General features: G+C 70.3%; 13 protein-coding genes and 2 pseudogenes. 7 read left to right on the top strand and 8 right to left on the bottom strand.

Annotation, left to right across the window (positions count from 1 at the left end; genetic code table 11):
• The first annotated feature begins 24 nt into the window (after nucleotides 1–24).
• Together ACN28I_RS15595 and ACN28I_RS15590 are read left to right on the top strand one after the other, a co-directional pair.
• Entirely contained in the window at nucleotides 25–858 is an 834-nt protein-coding gene (locus ACN28I_RS15595) for a CCA tRNA nucleotidyltransferase (RefSeq protein ID WP_420942815.1), read from the top strand.
• A gap of 9 nt (nucleotides 859–867) precedes the next feature.
• Nucleotides 868–2,109 (top strand): hypothetical protein, encoded by a 1,242-nt coding sequence (locus ACN28I_RS15590; protein WP_420942814.1) that lies wholly within the window; start codon nucleotides 868–870, stop codon nucleotides 2,107–2,109.
• 312 nt (nucleotides 2,110–2,421) lie between these two features.
• Here ACN28I_RS15590 and ACN28I_RS15585 read toward each other — a convergent pair whose 3' ends face one another.
• From ACN28I_RS15585 to ACN28I_RS15555, 7 genes are read right to left on the bottom strand one after another with little or no spacing between them, the layout of a single operon-like run.
• Nucleotides 2,422–3,087 carry a GrpB family protein gene (locus tag ACN28I_RS15585; protein WP_420942813.1) on the bottom strand — a complete coding sequence of 222 codons (666 nt, stop codon included), beginning with the start codon at nucleotides 3,085–3,087 and terminating at the stop codon, nucleotides 2,422–2,424.
• A gap of 16 nt (nucleotides 3,088–3,103) precedes the next feature.
• Nucleotides 3,104–3,949, bottom strand: a complete 846-nt coding sequence (locus tag ACN28I_RS15580; protein ID WP_420942812.1) for a sulfotransferase family protein — start codon at nucleotides 3,947–3,949, stop codon at nucleotides 3,104–3,106.
• Between the two features lie 9 nt (nucleotides 3,950–3,958).
• Nucleotides 3,959–4,651: an SDR family oxidoreductase gene (locus ACN28I_RS15575; RefSeq protein WP_420942811.1), complete on the bottom strand. Its 693-nt coding sequence runs from the start codon at nucleotides 4,649–4,651 to the stop codon at nucleotides 3,959–3,961.
• Nucleotides 4,567–5,427, bottom strand: coding sequence for a sulfotransferase family 2 domain-containing protein (locus tag ACN28I_RS15570; protein WP_420942810.1), 861 nt, complete (start codon nucleotides 5,425–5,427; stop codon nucleotides 4,567–4,569). Before ACN28I_RS15570 ends, ACN28I_RS15575 begins: the two co-directional genes overlap by 85 nt.
• A 3-nt stretch (nucleotides 5,428–5,430) precedes the next feature.
• The gene (locus tag ACN28I_RS15565; protein ID WP_420942809.1) at nucleotides 5,431–6,705 is read right to left on the bottom strand and encodes a coproporphyrinogen-III oxidase family protein; all 1,275 of its coding nucleotides are present in this window, start codon (nucleotides 6,703–6,705) and stop codon (nucleotides 5,431–5,433) included.
• A 22-nt stretch (nucleotides 6,706–6,727) separates the two neighbouring features.
• Nucleotides 6,728–7,066, bottom strand: a complete 339-nt coding sequence (locus tag ACN28I_RS15560) for an acyl carrier protein (protein WP_420942808.1) — start codon at nucleotides 7,064–7,066, stop codon at nucleotides 6,728–6,730.
• A 2-nt stretch (nucleotides 7,067–7,068) separates the two neighbouring features.
• Nucleotides 7,069–8,577: a class I adenylate-forming enzyme family protein gene (locus tag ACN28I_RS15555; RefSeq protein ID WP_420942807.1), complete on the bottom strand. Its 1,509-nt coding sequence runs from the start codon at nucleotides 8,575–8,577 to the stop codon at nucleotides 7,069–7,071.
• Nucleotides 8,578–8,721: 144 nt separating this feature from the next.
• Here ACN28I_RS15555 and ACN28I_RS15550 point away from each other — a divergent pair, with 144 nt between their 5' ends.
• The 5 genes and pseudogenes from ACN28I_RS15550 (at nucleotide 8,722) to ACN28I_RS15530 (ending at nucleotide 11,930) form a co-directional block, all read left to right on the top strand.
• Nucleotides 8,722–9,273: a hypothetical protein gene (locus ACN28I_RS15550; RefSeq protein ID WP_420942806.1), complete on the top strand. Its 552-nt coding sequence runs from the start codon at nucleotides 8,722–8,724 to the stop codon at nucleotides 9,271–9,273.
• 2 nt (nucleotides 9,274–9,275) lie between these two features.
• Nucleotides 9,276–9,707, top strand: a complete 432-nt coding sequence (locus ACN28I_RS15545; protein ID WP_420942805.1) for an MATE family efflux transporter — start codon at nucleotides 9,276–9,278, stop codon at nucleotides 9,705–9,707.
• Nucleotides 9,704–9,889 (top strand): annotated as a pseudogene (locus tag ACN28I_RS15540) (MATE family efflux transporter); the annotation flags it as partial. The gene ACN28I_RS15545 and the pseudogene ACN28I_RS15540, both read left to right, overlap by 4 nt.
• Nucleotides 9,890–10,019: 130 nt before the next feature.
• A complete protein-coding gene (locus ACN28I_RS15535; RefSeq protein ID WP_420942804.1) occupies nucleotides 10,020–10,670 on the top strand; it encodes an MATE family efflux transporter in 651 nt (216 codons plus the stop codon).
• A gap of 18 nt (nucleotides 10,671–10,688) precedes the next feature.
• Nucleotides 10,689–11,930, top strand: coding sequence for a type II CAAX prenyl endopeptidase Rce1 family protein (locus ACN28I_RS15530; RefSeq protein WP_420942803.1), 1,242 nt, complete (start codon nucleotides 10,689–10,691; stop codon nucleotides 11,928–11,930).
• Nucleotides 11,931–12,032: 102 nt separating this feature from the next.
• Here ACN28I_RS15530 and ACN28I_RS15525 read toward each other — a convergent pair.
• Nucleotides 12,033–14,811 (bottom strand): annotated as a pseudogene (locus ACN28I_RS15525) (Hsp70 family protein).
• Nucleotides 14,812–14,821: the final 10 nt, after the last annotated feature.

Here is a 14,821-nt window from a genome sequence, read left to right as displayed (position 1 = left end):
GGGCCCGTGCCCGCCAGAGACGACATGACGGAGGACCTTCCGCGCCACCCGGTCGATCCGGCCGTGGTGGAGGACGGTCTGGGACGGCTCCTCTACCAGGATGACCGGTGGACCTTGCGCGTGCGTGAGGTCATCTCCGCGCTCGTGGAGGCGGGCCGCCGTGTCTACGTGGTGGGCGGGACACCTCGCGACTGGCTCTCCGGCCAGGCCGCGAAGGACATCGATCTGGCGGTGGATGCACCCCTGGAGGAGACGCACCGGGTGCTGCGCGAGGCGTTTCCCGGCATCGATCCCGTGCTCTTCCACAACCCGCGCTTCGGCGTGCTCAGGTGGGGCGGCGCCAGCTCCGGCGGGGTCGATCTCAACATCCTCCGCGATCCCGGGGACATCCAGAACGGCGACATGTGGACCACCACCTTCGCCGCCCGGAAGGACTTGCGGCAGGACGCGCTCACCCGGGACTTCTCGGTGAACGCCTTCTATTACGCCTGCCATGGGGACGGCGCGCTGATGGATCCGCTCGGCTGCGGGCTGGAGGATCTGCGCTCGCGGACGCTGCGCCTCATCTGCCACCCGCGAATCCTCGACGCGGGCTACCGCCTGAGCTTCCGCATCATCCAGTTCCTGGGCCGTGGCTATGTGCCGGCGCCCAACGTGGAGGAGTACCTGCGGCGCTGCGTGGACCGGGACATCCAGGGCATGGGCAAGCGGCTGGAGCTGTGGATTCCCAACCACCTCGGCCCGAGGTCCGGCCGTTGGGAGGAGTTCCGGCGGCGGCTGGACGGCTGGGTCCACCAGGAGGCGTCGCGGAAGGTGCTCGACGAGGTCTTCACCGCCCTGGACGGGGCGGGAAGGTAGGGAGGCGGCATGGGTTTTCGTCGTGTCTACCAGGCGGGGACGTGGGACGTGGCGGGCCGCTACATGGGCGGCACGGAGATCATGCACCTGGTGCCGCATGAGGGCCGGCTCTACGCGGCCACCTCCACGCTGCAGCAGGTGCATGCGCCGGCTGCGCCCAAGGAGATGGGGCCCCAGGTGCTCGTCCTGGATGGCCCCGAGGCGGGCTGGCGGGTGGAGCGGGACTTCAACCCGTACAACTGGCGGCTGACGCTGGGCTCGGTCACCTTCACGGAGGATGGCCGGGGGAGGACGCTGCCCGGGCCGCGCTCCCTGCTGCTCGCGGCGCCGACGGATCGCATCGGGCGTCTGGCCGTCGAGGTCCTGGACGCGTCGGGTGCCTGGACCCATGTCCCGCTGGCCAAGGGCCCTGGCACCGCGAGCATTCGCAGCTTCTGCGTGTACCGGGACAAGGTCACCGGCGTGGAGCGGCTCTTCGCGGGCACGGCGCCCCTGGGCATCTTCAGCGGGGTGCTGGACCCGGACGCGCCCGGGAGCCTCCGCTGGGACGCGCGGCCCGAGCTGGAGGGCTACCGCAAGCGGCCCATGGGGTTCGCCGAGTGCAATGGGGTGCTGCACGTCATCATCCACCCCGGCATCTACCGCCGGGTGGACGGAGAGCGGCCCCGCTGGGAGCAGGTCTACACCCTCCCGGAGCAGGTCATCCCCATCAGCAGCGGCCTGCGCGGACTGACGGCCATTCCCCATCCCTCCGGAGAGGGCGAGGTGCTCCTGGCCGCGCTGGAGGGAGATCGCGCCCGCGTCCTCCGGATCGATCCGGCGGCGGGCTACCGGGACACGCTCGAGCTGGACGTGCTCGGCTTCCTGGGCGAGCGCTGGGGATGGCGGCCGACCTACGCCATCGCCGCCTACGACGACCTGACGGAGCTGCGTCACCCGGAGACGGGGGCGCCGGTCTTGTTGATGGGCGTGGGCGCCACCTTCGAGCCCGATCTGTCCTCGCACCCCAAGGACCGGTGGGATCCCGGCGGCTGGTACCTCATCCGTCACGGAGAGGGACGCTACGCCTTGCGGCACATCATCGACCCGGAGCTGGTGCCGATGCCGTCGCTGGTCGCCACCCGGAGCATCGCCCTGTCGCCCTTCGACGGCCGGACGGTGTTTTTCGGAGGGTATGATCCCAACATGAACCCGAGCCTGAACACGGCGTGGATCTTCTCGGCCCCGCTGGAGACGGTGCTCGCCTCCTGAGCCAGGAGGGGTAGGTCCTTTCAGGGGGGAGGCTCCGGCCGCGATGGAGAGCAACTGGTCCGATGGTCGGACCAGTCGGCACGCCGCGCGGCCGGAAGGTGCTGGCTTGAGCCCCTTTGCGCTGACAACCGCGGCCATTTCCCCTCGCCCTCCGGGAGAGGGTCGGGGTGAGGGTATCGGGTGAACCCGGGTTGAACCCCTTGCCCCCACTGCGGGCCACGGGTTGAAGAACGGGCTCGGGCACCCTCACCCCGACCCTCTCCCGAGGGGAGAGGGAGCAGTAATCTTCCCTGAAGGGAGTGAGGCGCGGGCTCAGCGGGTAGCGCGGGCCGCGGCCCAGGCGTTGGCGCGCTCGGTGAGCTGTTGCAGCAGGTGGCGCTTGAGGACGCTGTATTCGAGCCAGCTATGCCCGTGCGTGGCGGCGAGCTCCCGCTTGAGCCGCTCGTACTCCTCGCGCTCGGCGGGGTGCTCGCGCATGTAGTCCCGGAAGTGGAGCAGGTTCGTGTACCAGGCGGCCTCCGGGTCGCACAGGTGCACCACCAGGGCTCCGGCCTCCTCCATCCGCCAGAACCAGAAGAAGCCCGGATCGATGGGGCTCGTTCCGTGGAAGCGGTAGCCGAGCGACTCGAGCACCTCCCGCTGCCGCGCGGTGCCCAGCGGCGGGCGCAGCGCCACCGCGAGGTCGATGACGTTCTTGCTCGGCATCGGCGGGATGGAGGTGCTGCCGACGTGCTGGATGTCCAGCAGCCCCTCTTCCCCCAGGGCCTCCTGGAGCCGCTGCCGCTCGCGCTCGAAGAGGAGCGGCCAGGCCGGATCGTACGCCCGCACCTCCAGGCGCAGCTCCGGCGTCTCCACCCGGGACCAGCGGCGCACCAATTGCTCGATGGGCTCGCCGCCGATGTGGTGGATGCCCAGGCGATCCTTGAGCTGGCGGATGATCCGCATCATGCGGAAGGCGCCGTTGTCCGGTGCGTTCATGGCTCCTCGTCCTCCCTCACCACAGCGTGCGCCCGAGCACCGCCTCCAACCGCTTCACGTCGGGCCGGAGCTCCTCCTGGAGCCGGGCCCGCACTTCCGGCCGCAGGGGCGCTCCCCGCGCGCCCTGGTGGAGGTTCTTCGCCGTCTTGCGCTTGAGCTTCTCGAGCACCTCGGGCGTGGCCGAGCGCATCTGCCGCAGCACCAGGGGCCGGATGCGCTGCGTGGCCCGCTCCGGGTCCAACTCCAAGGGGAAGTCCGGATCCACCTGGAGGAACTCGAGCAGCCCGCGCATCTCGCCCTGGGGATTCTTCAGCAGATCCTCGAAGACGAGCACGCGCACGCGCTCCGGGCCGAAGACGCGCAGGAAGCGCTCCACGGGCCCGGCGAAGCGGGCGATGGAGCGGTACTGCAACCCCTCGGGGAAGTACACGCCCGCCGGCAGCCGCTGGCCCCGGGCACGTGCCGGCTCGGCCTCCAGCGCCTGCTCGAAGTCCGCCAGCTCCTCGTTGCCCGAGCGCAGGTAGAGCGCATGCAGCGACTGCATCATCTCCACCGGCTCGCGCAGCATGAGGAGGATGCGCGCCTCGGGCGAGTACGCGTGGATCTCCTCCGCGGCCCGCTCCGACATCAAATAGAAGACGGAGCCCTCGCCGACGACGCGGGCCTCACCCGCCCCGGCGAAGAGGCCCAGGTAGGCCTCCTCCCCGGAGATGGCGAGCGGCTGCCGCGTGAGATCCGAGCCGAAGAAGATGGGCTCCTTGAGCAGCGACAGGAAGATGTCCGGGTGCTGCTTGAGGTACGTGTACACCGAGGTGGTGGCGCACCGCGGAGCCCCGGCGATGAAGAAGTTCGGCTTGCGCATGCCGCGCCGCTACCAGGGGAAGTCCTGGCGGTCCTTGAAGAAGCGGCCGCGGGGCCCGTCGTCCGGGAGCGTGGCCAGCCAGGTGATGGTTTCCGCGCCCTGCTCGACGGAGCGCTCCGCCTTGACGCCCCCCAGGTGGGTACGCACCCAGCCGGGCGTCATCACGTTGACGAGGATGTTGGTGTCCTTGAGCTCGTCGGCGAAGACCTTGGTCATCGCGTTCATGCCCACCTTGGACAGGCGGTAGCCGATGCGCCCGGAGGTGATCTTCGAGAAGGAGCCCAGGCCGCTGGACACGTTCACGATGCGCCCGTAGTTGTGCTGGCGCATGAGCGGCACGAAGAGCTGGGTGAGGTGCAGCGGGCCATAGAGGTTCGTCTCCATGGTGGGCCGGATGACCTCGTCGAAGCTCACCTCCAGCGCGGGGACGTCGAAGTCGATGGAGATGCCCGCGTTGTTGATGAGGATGTCCAGCCGCCCGTACTCGCGGGTGATGGTCTCGGCGATGGCCTTGCGGTCCTTCTCCGAGGTGACATCCAGGGGGAGGAAGGACGCCTTGAGTCCCTCGGCGGCCAGCTCCTCGACGGCCGCCCGGCCCTTGTCCTCCCGCCGGGCCGTCAGGATGACGTGGATGCCGAGCTTCGCGAGCTGACGGCACGCCTCCAACCCGATGCCACGGTTCGCGCCCGTGACCAGCGCCACTCTCTGTTGCTCCACTGCGCTGACTCCTTGCTCAGAACATCGTAGTCCGGGAAGAGCTGGAACAGCATCCGCTCCCGGGTGCGCACGAACTGCTTCAGCTCGGGCGTGTAGTAGTCCTGCCAGCGATCCTCGTCCTCGCGGCCACCGCCCTCGGGGAACACCTTCTGCGCATCCAGGATGAAGGCGAGCCGCTCGCGCGGCAGCCCCAGGCCCAGCAGGAAGTCGTACAGCTCCTGGTTGAGGCGCTCGGAGCGGGTGATGTGCAGCGGGAAGAGCGTCTCCCGGTAGCGGCCGCTCGCGAGGCTCTCCTCGTCCAGGGCCTGGAAGACGGCGCGGGGCTCGCGGCAGTAGAAGCGCACGAACTGCTCGGTGTGCCAGCCCAGCTTGCGCTCCTCGGGGAAACGCTCGTTGCGGAAGCCCGTCTCCTGCCGCTGGTGGCGGTTGAGGAAGAGCGAGTTGGCCATCCGGACGAACTCCGGGAAGGTCACCTCGGGGTAGGTGGGGTAGTGGGCCCGCATCTCCTCGACGCCGCAGTACGCGTCCGGGTACCGCCGCCACCACCCGAAGTGGTACTGCGACACGTAGCGGTCGTACGGGTTGCGCATCGTGGTGAGGATGGGCTTCCCGAGGTGCTCGGCGGGGATGTCACTGCACGTGCCGTGCTTGTGCGTGTTGAGGAAGTGGCGGCCCTCGTAGAGCCGCTCCAGCACGTGCGTGACGAAGGTGCCCCCCGTCTTGGGCTGGTGGATGTAGACGAAGTCGTCGGTGATGATCATGGCTCAGGCCAGCGACTCGATGTGGGACGCGAGCCTGCGCCCGACGTAGTCGCCCCACAGGATGCCCCGCCGCGTGAGCGAGAGCGTGCGGCCGTGCACTCCGGCGAGATCGTTCTTCACCAGCTCCTCGATGACGGGAGCGCACAGCTTCACCAGGTCGAAGCCATGGCGCTGCTGGAAGCCGTCCAGGTCCAGGTGGACGAGCTTCATGCCGAGCACCGCCTCGCGCGTCATCAGCTCGCGGGCCGAGAGCTGGTAGCCGCGGGCCAGGGGCAGCTCGCCGGCCTCCAGCGACTGCGTGTAGCGCGGCAGCTCGCTGGTGTTCTGCAGGGCGTGGTTGCCCATGGAGCCGAAGGCCGAGACGCCGAAGCCATAGGTGTCCGTGCCCATCCACCGGGTGCTGATGTGGCGCTGGCGGTAGGCCCCGCCCTGGGTGAAGGTGAAGAAGTTCGCCGGCAGGTAGCCGTGCCGGTCGAGCTGCTCCAGGGCGTAGGCGGTGAACTTCACCTCCTCGTCGTCGGTGGGCAGCGTGAGGGCGTTCTTCTTCATCTCCGAGTAGTACTCGGTGTTGGCGTACACCTCCGTCTTGTAGACGGTGATGGCGTGGACGTCGGCGGAGAGCGCGCGCTCCACGGTGTAGGCCCACGTCTGGTCCGTCTCCCCGGCCAGGCCGCTCATCAGGTCCACGTTGACGACGGCGCCGGTGGCCTTGGCCATCTCGATGGCCTTGAAGGCGTGCTTCTCGGTGTCGCGGCGCCCCGTCTTCTGGATGATGTCGTCGCAGAAGGACTGGATGCCCAGGCTGATGCGGTTGACCCCGAGCGCCTTGAGGTGATCCGCCTTGGCCTGGATGAGCGTCACGGGCTCACCCTCGACGGTGATCTCCGGATCTTTCAGGGTGAGGTGCTCGTGGAGGGCCTCCATCACCCGGCTCAGGTTCTCCTTGGAGAGCAGGGTGGGCGTGCCGCCGCCGAAGTAGACGGTGGCCGTCGGGCGCTCCTTGAGGTGGAAGCGCTTGGAGACCATTTCGATCTCCCGGCACAGCGCGCTCACGTAGGCGTCGATCTCCGGCTTGCGGCTCTCGCCGAGCGTCGTCGTCTTGTAGTGGCAGTACGCGCAGCGCTGCACGCAGTACGGCGTGTGCACGTAGACGTTGAGGGGACGGGGCTCCAGCACGCCCTGGATGGCCTCGGGCCGCCAGTAGCGGTAGGGGGGATAGTTGGTGACGAACCCCCGGCGCGTCAGCTCGTTCTGCGAGGAATTGTCCGTGCTGCTCATGGTGCCGTCTCCCGGGGGGTTGTCAGACCGCGGCGCTCTTGCCCGCGCGCACCAGCTCGCGCTGCACGTAGCCCGCCAGCACGGTGAGGTTCTCGAACACCTCGGGGCGCAGGTGCTGGTCGGCGAACTCGATGCCGTAGCGCTTCTCGATGAGGGTGACGAACTCGAAGAGCACCATCGAGTCGAGCGCGAGGCCGCCCTCCAGCAGCGCCACCGTGGCGTCGATCTTCGACTCGGGGATGCGCACGTCCAGCTCGTGGGCGATCATCTTCTTGAGCTGCTCGATGATGGCGGCGGTGTCCGCGGGGGCGGGCTGGCCGCTGGTCTCCAGGCGGGGGGCGGTCGATGCGGTCGTGCTCATGGTCAGGTCCTTTCCTGGGACGGAGAAACGGGTGCCGGGGCCGTGGCGGCCTCTCGCAGGGCCTTGCGATCCACCTTGCCGCTGGGCAGCAGGGGAAGGGTGGCGAGAGGCCGGACCTCGTCCGGGATGGCGTAGGCGGGAAGCAGCTCGAAGCAGGCGGTGCGGACCGCGTCGCCCTCGAGCGGCTGGCCGTCCCGGGGCACGCAGAAGACGACGAGGCGCTGGCCCCGAAGGCTCTCGCCGCCGAGCACCGCGATGGCCCGCTCCACGCCGGGCACGCGCTCCACGGTGCGCTCCAGGTCCGTGAGCATGACGAGCCGCCCGTCGCGCTTCACGCCATGGTCGGTCCGGCCCAGCACCTCGAGCAGGCCGTCCGCGTGCAGGCGGCAGAGATCCTTCGTGCGGTACCAGCCGTCCTGGAAGGGGGGCTCGCCCTGCCAGGGCTGGCCGTCCTCGTCCACGTAGCCCAGGAAGGGGAAGGGGTGGCGGCACCAGAGCTCGCCGACCTCGCCCTCGAAGTCCTGCGAGCCCTCCACGGGCCGCAGTTGGATGCCGGCTCCGGGGACGGCCCGGCCCACGGTGGTGGAGCGGGGGCCTCGCGCCTCCTCCGCGTCCGCGGTGGCGATGACGCCCAGCTCGGTGCTCCCGTAGAGATTGACGACGCGCCGGAAGAGGGTCTCCGCCGTTTCGAAGGACTCCGGCTTCAGCTTGTCGCCGGCCACCACCACATGGCGGTAGTGCCCGGGCGCGGTGCGCCGCCGCAGCAGCATGGTGCAGAGGTTGGGCGTGAGGAATGCCACGGTCGGGCGCACCTGCGCCTCGCGCTCGAGGAAGCGCGGGAGGTTGGCGCCCTCCAGCAGCTCGATGGACGCCCCCGCGGCCAGCCCGGGCAGCAGGCCCGCTCCGAGCCCGTACATATGGGCGATGGGCACGGGCAGGCAGATGAGATCCTCGGCCGTGAGGCGCAGCCGCTCGACGCAGTGGAGGGCGTTGCCGAGCAGCAGGGCCTGGGAGTGGACCACCAGCTTGGGCGTGCCGAGGCTGCCCGAGGTGCGCAGGAAGAGGCGTCCGGGTGCACCCGCCTCACCCTCGGGAGGCGAGCGGGCACCCTCGAGGGACGTCACTTCCAGCAGGGCCTCGGGACTCAGGGGCGCGTTGGGCTCCAGGTCGTAGAGGCTGCGCACCCGCACCCGCAGGGGGAAGAAGCGCGGAGGCGGAGGCGGCGTGCCCGTGCGCGCCGGAGGAGGCAGCAGGGCGAAGCTGGAGCCCGCGCGCAGGAGCGCCAGCACCGTGAGCACGCCGGGCACGGAGGCCGCGCATTCGAGCACCACGGGCCCCTCGCGCGTCACCCCGTGGCGGGCGAGGAAGGATTCCCATTCCGTGAGAAGTGCCTCGAGCGCCGCGTAGGGCACCTGGAAGCGGCCGTCGCTCAGCGTGTTTCCCCGGGCCGCACCCGCGGCGATGGCGCCACGCAGCCACGGGTTGACGCTGGGACTCTCGGACGAAGACATGGGCTCGGGGCTTCTACTGAATCAGGGTTGTTCAGGATTACCGTTTGATACTGGAGATTACAAGGTGCTTGTCTTGAAGGGAGATTGGGCTACGCTGGTCTGTCACGGCTTTCGATGAGCACCCATTTCCTACAGCCCGCTTGGATGCCCGAGCCGCTGGCCCGCTGTTACGAGGGCCTGCCCCCGCCGCGGTTGACGGTGGTGGAGCCGAAGCAGCTGCCCTCGCCGTACCGGGAGCTGCTGGTGCATGACGGCACCATGACGCAGATGCTGGAGGGCTTCCTGGGACAGCGGCTGGCGCTGAGGGTCCTGGCCCAGGAGCGCACGGGGAGCAGCCTCTGGCGGCAGGTGGTGCTGACGGAGAGCGTGGGCGGCCGCCCGGTGGAGCTGGGGGCGATCCGGATCGATCTCACCTGCTTCGACGAGCGGGCGATGGCGCTGGTGTTGGAGGGGAGGGTGCCGCTGGGCCGGCTGCTGGAGGACTCGCGGCTGGAGTACACGAGCAGGCCGGAGTGCTTCTTCAGTACCGAGGCGGATGCGCCCATGAGCGAGGCGCTGGCCGTGGCGGGAGCGCAGCGGCTCTTCGGGCGGTGGAACCGGCTGTTGGGGCAGGGGGAGCGGGTGCTGGCGGAAGTGGTGGAGCTGCTGCCGCCGCTGGAGGCCGCGCCGATGCGGCGGGTGGCGGCGCGGAAGTGACGATGGCCGGTGGCAGTGCGGTGGCGCGAGCGCGGACCTCGCTCCTGGAGGACAGCATCCCCCGGGTGCTCATGGGGCTGACGCTGCCCATGAGCCTGGGCCTGGCCTCCACGTCCCTCTTCAACGTGGTGGATGCGTACTTCGTGGGGCGGCTGGGCGGTGGGCCGCTGGCCGCGCTGGGTTTCACCTTTCCGATCACCCTGGTGCTGACGAACATGGCGGGGGGACTGTCCGTGGCGGCCACCTCGGTGGTGTCGCGGGCGGTGGGGCAGGGGGACCAGGGGCGTGCCGCACGGACGGCGAGCCATGCGCTCTGGAGCGCCGCGGCGCTGGGCCTGGTGCTGGCCGGGGTGGGGCTGCTGACGCTCGGGCCCTTCATGCGCCTGTTGGGGGTGTCGCCGGAGGCCTCCAGCCGCTGGTGCGCGGGTACATGACGGTCTGGTACGGCGGGCTGCCCCTGCTGCTGGTGCCCATGGTGGGCAGCAGCGTCATCCGGGCGATGGGCGATGCCCGGACTCCCGCCGTGGTGCTGGTGGTGTCGGTGGTGATCAACGCCGCGTTGGATCCCCTGCTCATCTTCGGATTCGGGCCGCTGTCCGGACTGGGGCTGGCCGGGGCCGCGTGGGCCGCCGCCGTCTCCCGGGCCGTGATGCTGGGCGCGTTCCTCTTCACGCTGTTCTCGCGCGAGGGGATGCTGGAGCGCTCGATTCCCCGGGCTTCGGAAGCTCCGGGAGTCGCTCGGGCCGTTGCTCTCCATCGCGCTGCCGGCCACCGCCAGCCGGCTGGTGTTTCCGGTGTCGATGATGCTGCTCACCGGGCTCATCGCCCGTCACGGGCCGGAGGGGGTGGCGGCGCTCGGGGTGGGCAACCGGGTGGAGAGCCTGGTGATGATGATCATCGGCGCGCTGTCCACCGCGTTGATTCCCTTCGTGGGGCAGAACTGGGGAGCGGGGAACAAGGAGCGGGCCTGGAGGGGAATGCGGGTGGCGGTGCTCTTCACGCTCGCGTGGGGAGCGGCGTGTTGGGGCGTGCTGCTCTTCGCGGCCCCGTGGGTGGCGTCCTGGTTCACCTCGGACGCGGCGGTGGCGGCGGCCACCACGAGCTACCTGCGCATCCTCTCGCTGAGCTTCGGTTTCCAGGGCGTGTGCATGCTGGTGAGCGTGGCGTTCAACGCGGTGAACCGGCCGCTCGTGTCGACGACCCTCACCCTGGTGCGCATGTTTGGCCTCTACCTTCCCCTGGCGTACGCGGGCGCGTGGCTGTGGGGCCGGGACGGCGTCTTCATCGCGGGGAGTGTGGCGACCATCGCGGGCGGAGTGGCCGCGCTCGTGTGGTGCGAACGGTTCTTCTCGAGAGCGGCGCGGAGCGAGCGGGAGTTCCTCCCCGAAGCATCCTAGAGGGAGTAGCTTGGGCGCGTGTCCAACGCCGATCCGCTCCTCGAGAATGCTCCTTCACGCCGCCGGGCGCTGGCCGAAGCGGCGTTCGTGCTCGTCATCGTGTTCGTCCCGGGGTCCCTCGCCCTGCTCGACCTGGCGCCGCGCCTCGCGATCACCTGCCTCCTGGCCGCCTGGGGGCTCCTGCTCCTGCGTCCCTGGGCGGACTGGCGTTCGGGCCAGCGGAGCCGCGCCGTTGGGGGGGCCCTGCTCTTCGCACTGGCGCTGGGTGCGTCCATGGCGAGCGGCTGGTTCGGAGGAGAGGGGGTCGTGCCGCCTCCCCGGCTCGGGGTGCGGCACACGAGCGTCTCCGTGCAAGGGGAAGGGCAGGCGGTGCGGAAGGTGGTCGAGCTCACCCGCGTGGTGCCGGGAGCGCCAGCGGACGGGCGCCTGGAGGTGGGAGACCGGATCCTCGCGGTGGATGGGCAGCCGCTGTCCGCTTCGGACCCCGAGGCGGAGTTCCAGGAGCGCATCCGGACGGCGGGGGGAGGGAAGAGCACCGAGATGCGCTTCACCCTCGAGCGCAAGGGCGAGGCGCACGAGGTGACGGTGCCCGTCGGGCCCGCGCAGAATGCCAGTCCCTTCAAGAGGCCCGGGGCGATGCTGTGGCTGTGCCTCCGTGCGATCGGCGTGTGCCTCCTGGTGGGGCTGCTGCTCTGGCGAAATGGGCAGGGGCCGGCACAGCTCGGGCTCGTTCGCGAGGGGCTGGGGCGGGAGATGCTCATCGCCGTTCCTGTCGTCGTCGGCGCGTATGCCGCGAACATCGCCGTCTCCATCCCGCTCGGCCTGATTGGCATGCTCTTGAAGCTCACCGACAAGGAGATGGTCGCGCGCAAGGAGGTGGCCACCGGGCTCGTGGAGATGGGAATCAGTGTGCCGGTCTTCGCCGCGGCGATGGTGCTCGTGGCGGGTTTCGAGGAGATCGCCTTCCGGGGCTTCCTCGTCCCGCGGTTGAAGGTGCTGCTGAAGAGCTGGCCCGGTGCGGTCGTGCTCTCGGCCGCGCTCTTCGGACTGGGGCACTTCTACGAGGGGACGCTCGCCGTCGTGCAGACCGCCGTGCTCGGGGCCTACTTCGGCTTCGTCTTCATCTTCGTCCGCCGCTTCCGCCTGGCCTCCGTGATGCTCGCCCACGCCGCGTTCAATACGATCAACTTCTCGTTGATGATCTGGCTTCAGCGATCAGGGGTGCTCGACAAGATCACCGGGCAGGCTCCTCCTCCTTGAGGTCTCCGCACGGGGGATGCACGGGGGCAACCCGGGAGCCGGATACCCTCACCCCGTCCCTCTCCCGGGGGGAGAGGGGAAGTGGGGGGGAGGTGGCTTCCGTTACAGCCGCAGGCCCGCGGGCAGGGTGTCGCCGAGGGCTCGCGCTTCATCCGCGGCCTCGAGTGCGACGACTTCCGTCACCATCCGCACCCACGTGTCCGCCGCATTCGCCGTGCGCAGGGCCTGGGCTGTCTTCGCTCGCAGCTCGTGGCTGATGTCCCGCATCCGGTCTCCCGTGAGCCGCGCGAGCTGGGCCGCCGCGAACGGTGCTCCGTCGATGCGCTTGAGGTCCAGCTCCAGCAGGAGCGACAGCCAGGCCTCCGCCACCTCCACGTCCACCACCTTGTGGCTGCTGCCGTACAGCGGCACCCGAGCGCCCAGCCGTCCCAGTGCCCACGCCCACGGGCCGCCGCTCTTGTTCTCCGCCTTCAGCCGCGCCGCCACCCATCCGCCCAGCTCCGCCTTGTCCCCGGGCTCCAGGTGCTCCAGTGACGCCGCCGTGCGCACCATCTCGTCCAGGCCCTCGGGCTGGATGCCCTTGAGCTTGCCCTGCGGCTGCGGAGCGTCCAGCGGTACCTTCCTCGCCAGGTGCGGCTTGAGGTAGTCGTACAGCTTCCACTGCTGCGCCTCGCTCAGTCCGCCAGCGATGCGCCGCCACATCACCCAGAACTCGATCCACACCGACTTCTCGGTGTGGTGCTGCACCAGCGGCTCGAAGAGCGTGAACGTCTGCTCCGCCCGCCAGTGGTCCAGCGGGTAGCCGAAGCCCGGCCGCAGCGTGAAGCCCGTCAGGCTGTAGAAGACGCGCTCGTGGTCCGCCGTGCGCCGCCGCTTGGATGCCCCCGCGAAGAGCGAGCTCCACAGCTCGCGCAGCACCGGCACCCGCCACGTCTCGCGCGGGCCCAGCACCTTCTCCAGCGTGCGCGACAGTTGCTTCACGTCCTTGGGGCCAATGGGCAGCGGCTTGTTGCCGTACACCCGCTCGGCGTTCTCCTTCGCCTCGGCGAAGCGCGCGGGCATGGACTCGGTGACGGTCAACTCCCGCTCGCCGCCCGTGCCCCGCAGCTCGAACTCCAGGCGCCAGCGCTCGTCCGCCACGTTCGACACGGCGAAGAGCTCCAACGTGCCAATCTCCGTGAGCCCCGCCTGCAGGTGCACCGGTACGTCCGCCGTCTTCCCCGCGGCACCCTTGAGCACCGTGTGGATGGGCGGCAGCGGCTTCAGCTCCTCCGACAGTGTCACCACGTCGCCCGGCTTGTCGATGCGGTCGCTCGTGGTGGAGTACAGCGTGAACTGCACCGGCCGCCCCAGCGTCAGCGTGAAGGAGCGCTCGCCGATGTCGACCTGGTTGCCCTCCTCGAAGCCGCGGGGGATGAGGCACAGCACCGGCTGCTCGGTGCTGTCCGCCGGGCGCTGCAAGGCCACGTAGTACGCACGCGCCGCGCCGCCGCCAATCTTCAGGCCGTGCCCGCGCCGCACCAGCCCGTAGTAGGCCGCGCCGCGTGCCACCGCCAGCTCCAGCGACTCGTGCTTCAGCAGCCGGATGCGCGGAGCCCCCGGCCACCACGCGCTCACCGCCTCCACCAGCCGCTCGGCGAGCTGGGGCGAGTTGAAGACACCGCCATTGAGCAGGATGGCGTCGGGGCGGGGGAGGGCACCCTCCGCGGGGGCCGTCTCTCCTAGCGCCGCGAATCCCGCCGCCGCGTGCTGCGCGAGGAAGGCCGCCAGGTGCCGGGTGATGGCCGCGTCCTGCGCGTACGGCAGTCCCAGCTCCTGCAACGCCATGCGCGACACGCGCCGAGGCCGCTCCTGCGTGCCCGAGCGCGGGAAGAAGCCGTCCATGACGAGGCTCTCCGCCTCCTCGCGCGTGAGCCTCCGTGGACAGCGAGCCGCCCAGCAGCCGGCTACCCTCGGAGACGAGCGACACGCCATAACGCTCGGGCGGGTTGTTGCCGAGCAGGGCCTCCTTGGCGGTGCGTGCCGCCTGGATGGCCTGCGTCCACTGGGTGGCGGACAGGCGCCGGTTGCCGTCCGGGAAGAGCTTCTCCTCCACGCGCCTGGCGAGCGCGGCGTCCATGTTGTCGCCACCGAGCATGAGGTGCTCGCCCACGGCGAGCCGCCGCAGCATGGGGCCCTCGGGGGACACGCCCGCGTGCACCAGGGTGAAGTCCGTGGTGCCACCGCCCACGTCCACCACCAGCACCAGCCGCACGTTCTCCAGCGACTGCCCCAGGTCCTTCCGGTGGCGCGCGGTGTAGTCGTAGAAGGCCGCCTGCGGCTCCTCCAGCAGCGTGAACTTCTCCAGGCCCGCCTTGCGCGCGGCGCTCACCGTGAGGGCGCGGGCCGCCTCGTCGAAGGAGGCGGGCACGGTGATGACCACCTCCTGTTGTGCGAGCGGGGCCTCGGGGTGGGCGTGGTTCCACGCCTGGGCCATGTGCTGGAGGAGCAGGGCACTGGCCTCCACCGGGGACAGCTTCGCCACGTCCGCCGGAGCACCCCACGGGAGGATGGGGGCCGAGCGATCCACGCCCGGATGGCACAGCCAGCTCTTCGCGGACGTCACCACCCGGCCGGGCACCCGGGCTCCCTGCCAGCGGGCGAGCTCGCCCACCACCTGGGAGCCGCTCTCGCCCCAGGGGAGGCGGAGCGACCCGGCGGCGAGCTCATGGCCGGCGGGCACGTAGACACACGAGGGCAGCAGGGGCCGCGGGCTGACCTCGCCCTGACGCACCAGTTGGGGGACGGGGAAGTCCTCCACGGGAGCGGTGGGCCCTTTGGAGGGGTCCACCGAGGCGACGGCGCAGTGCGTGGTTCCGAGGTCGATGCCGACGATGTGCATAGGCGCGCGG

The sequence above is a fragment of the Archangium gephyra genome (assembly GCF_049060025.1).
Classification (GTDB): Bacteria; Myxococcota; Myxococcia; order Myxococcales; family Myxococcaceae; genus Archangium; species Archangium gephyra_A.
The sequence above is the reverse complement of the archived record's forward strand: the minus strand, read 5'-3'. Positions and strand labels throughout refer to the sequence as shown.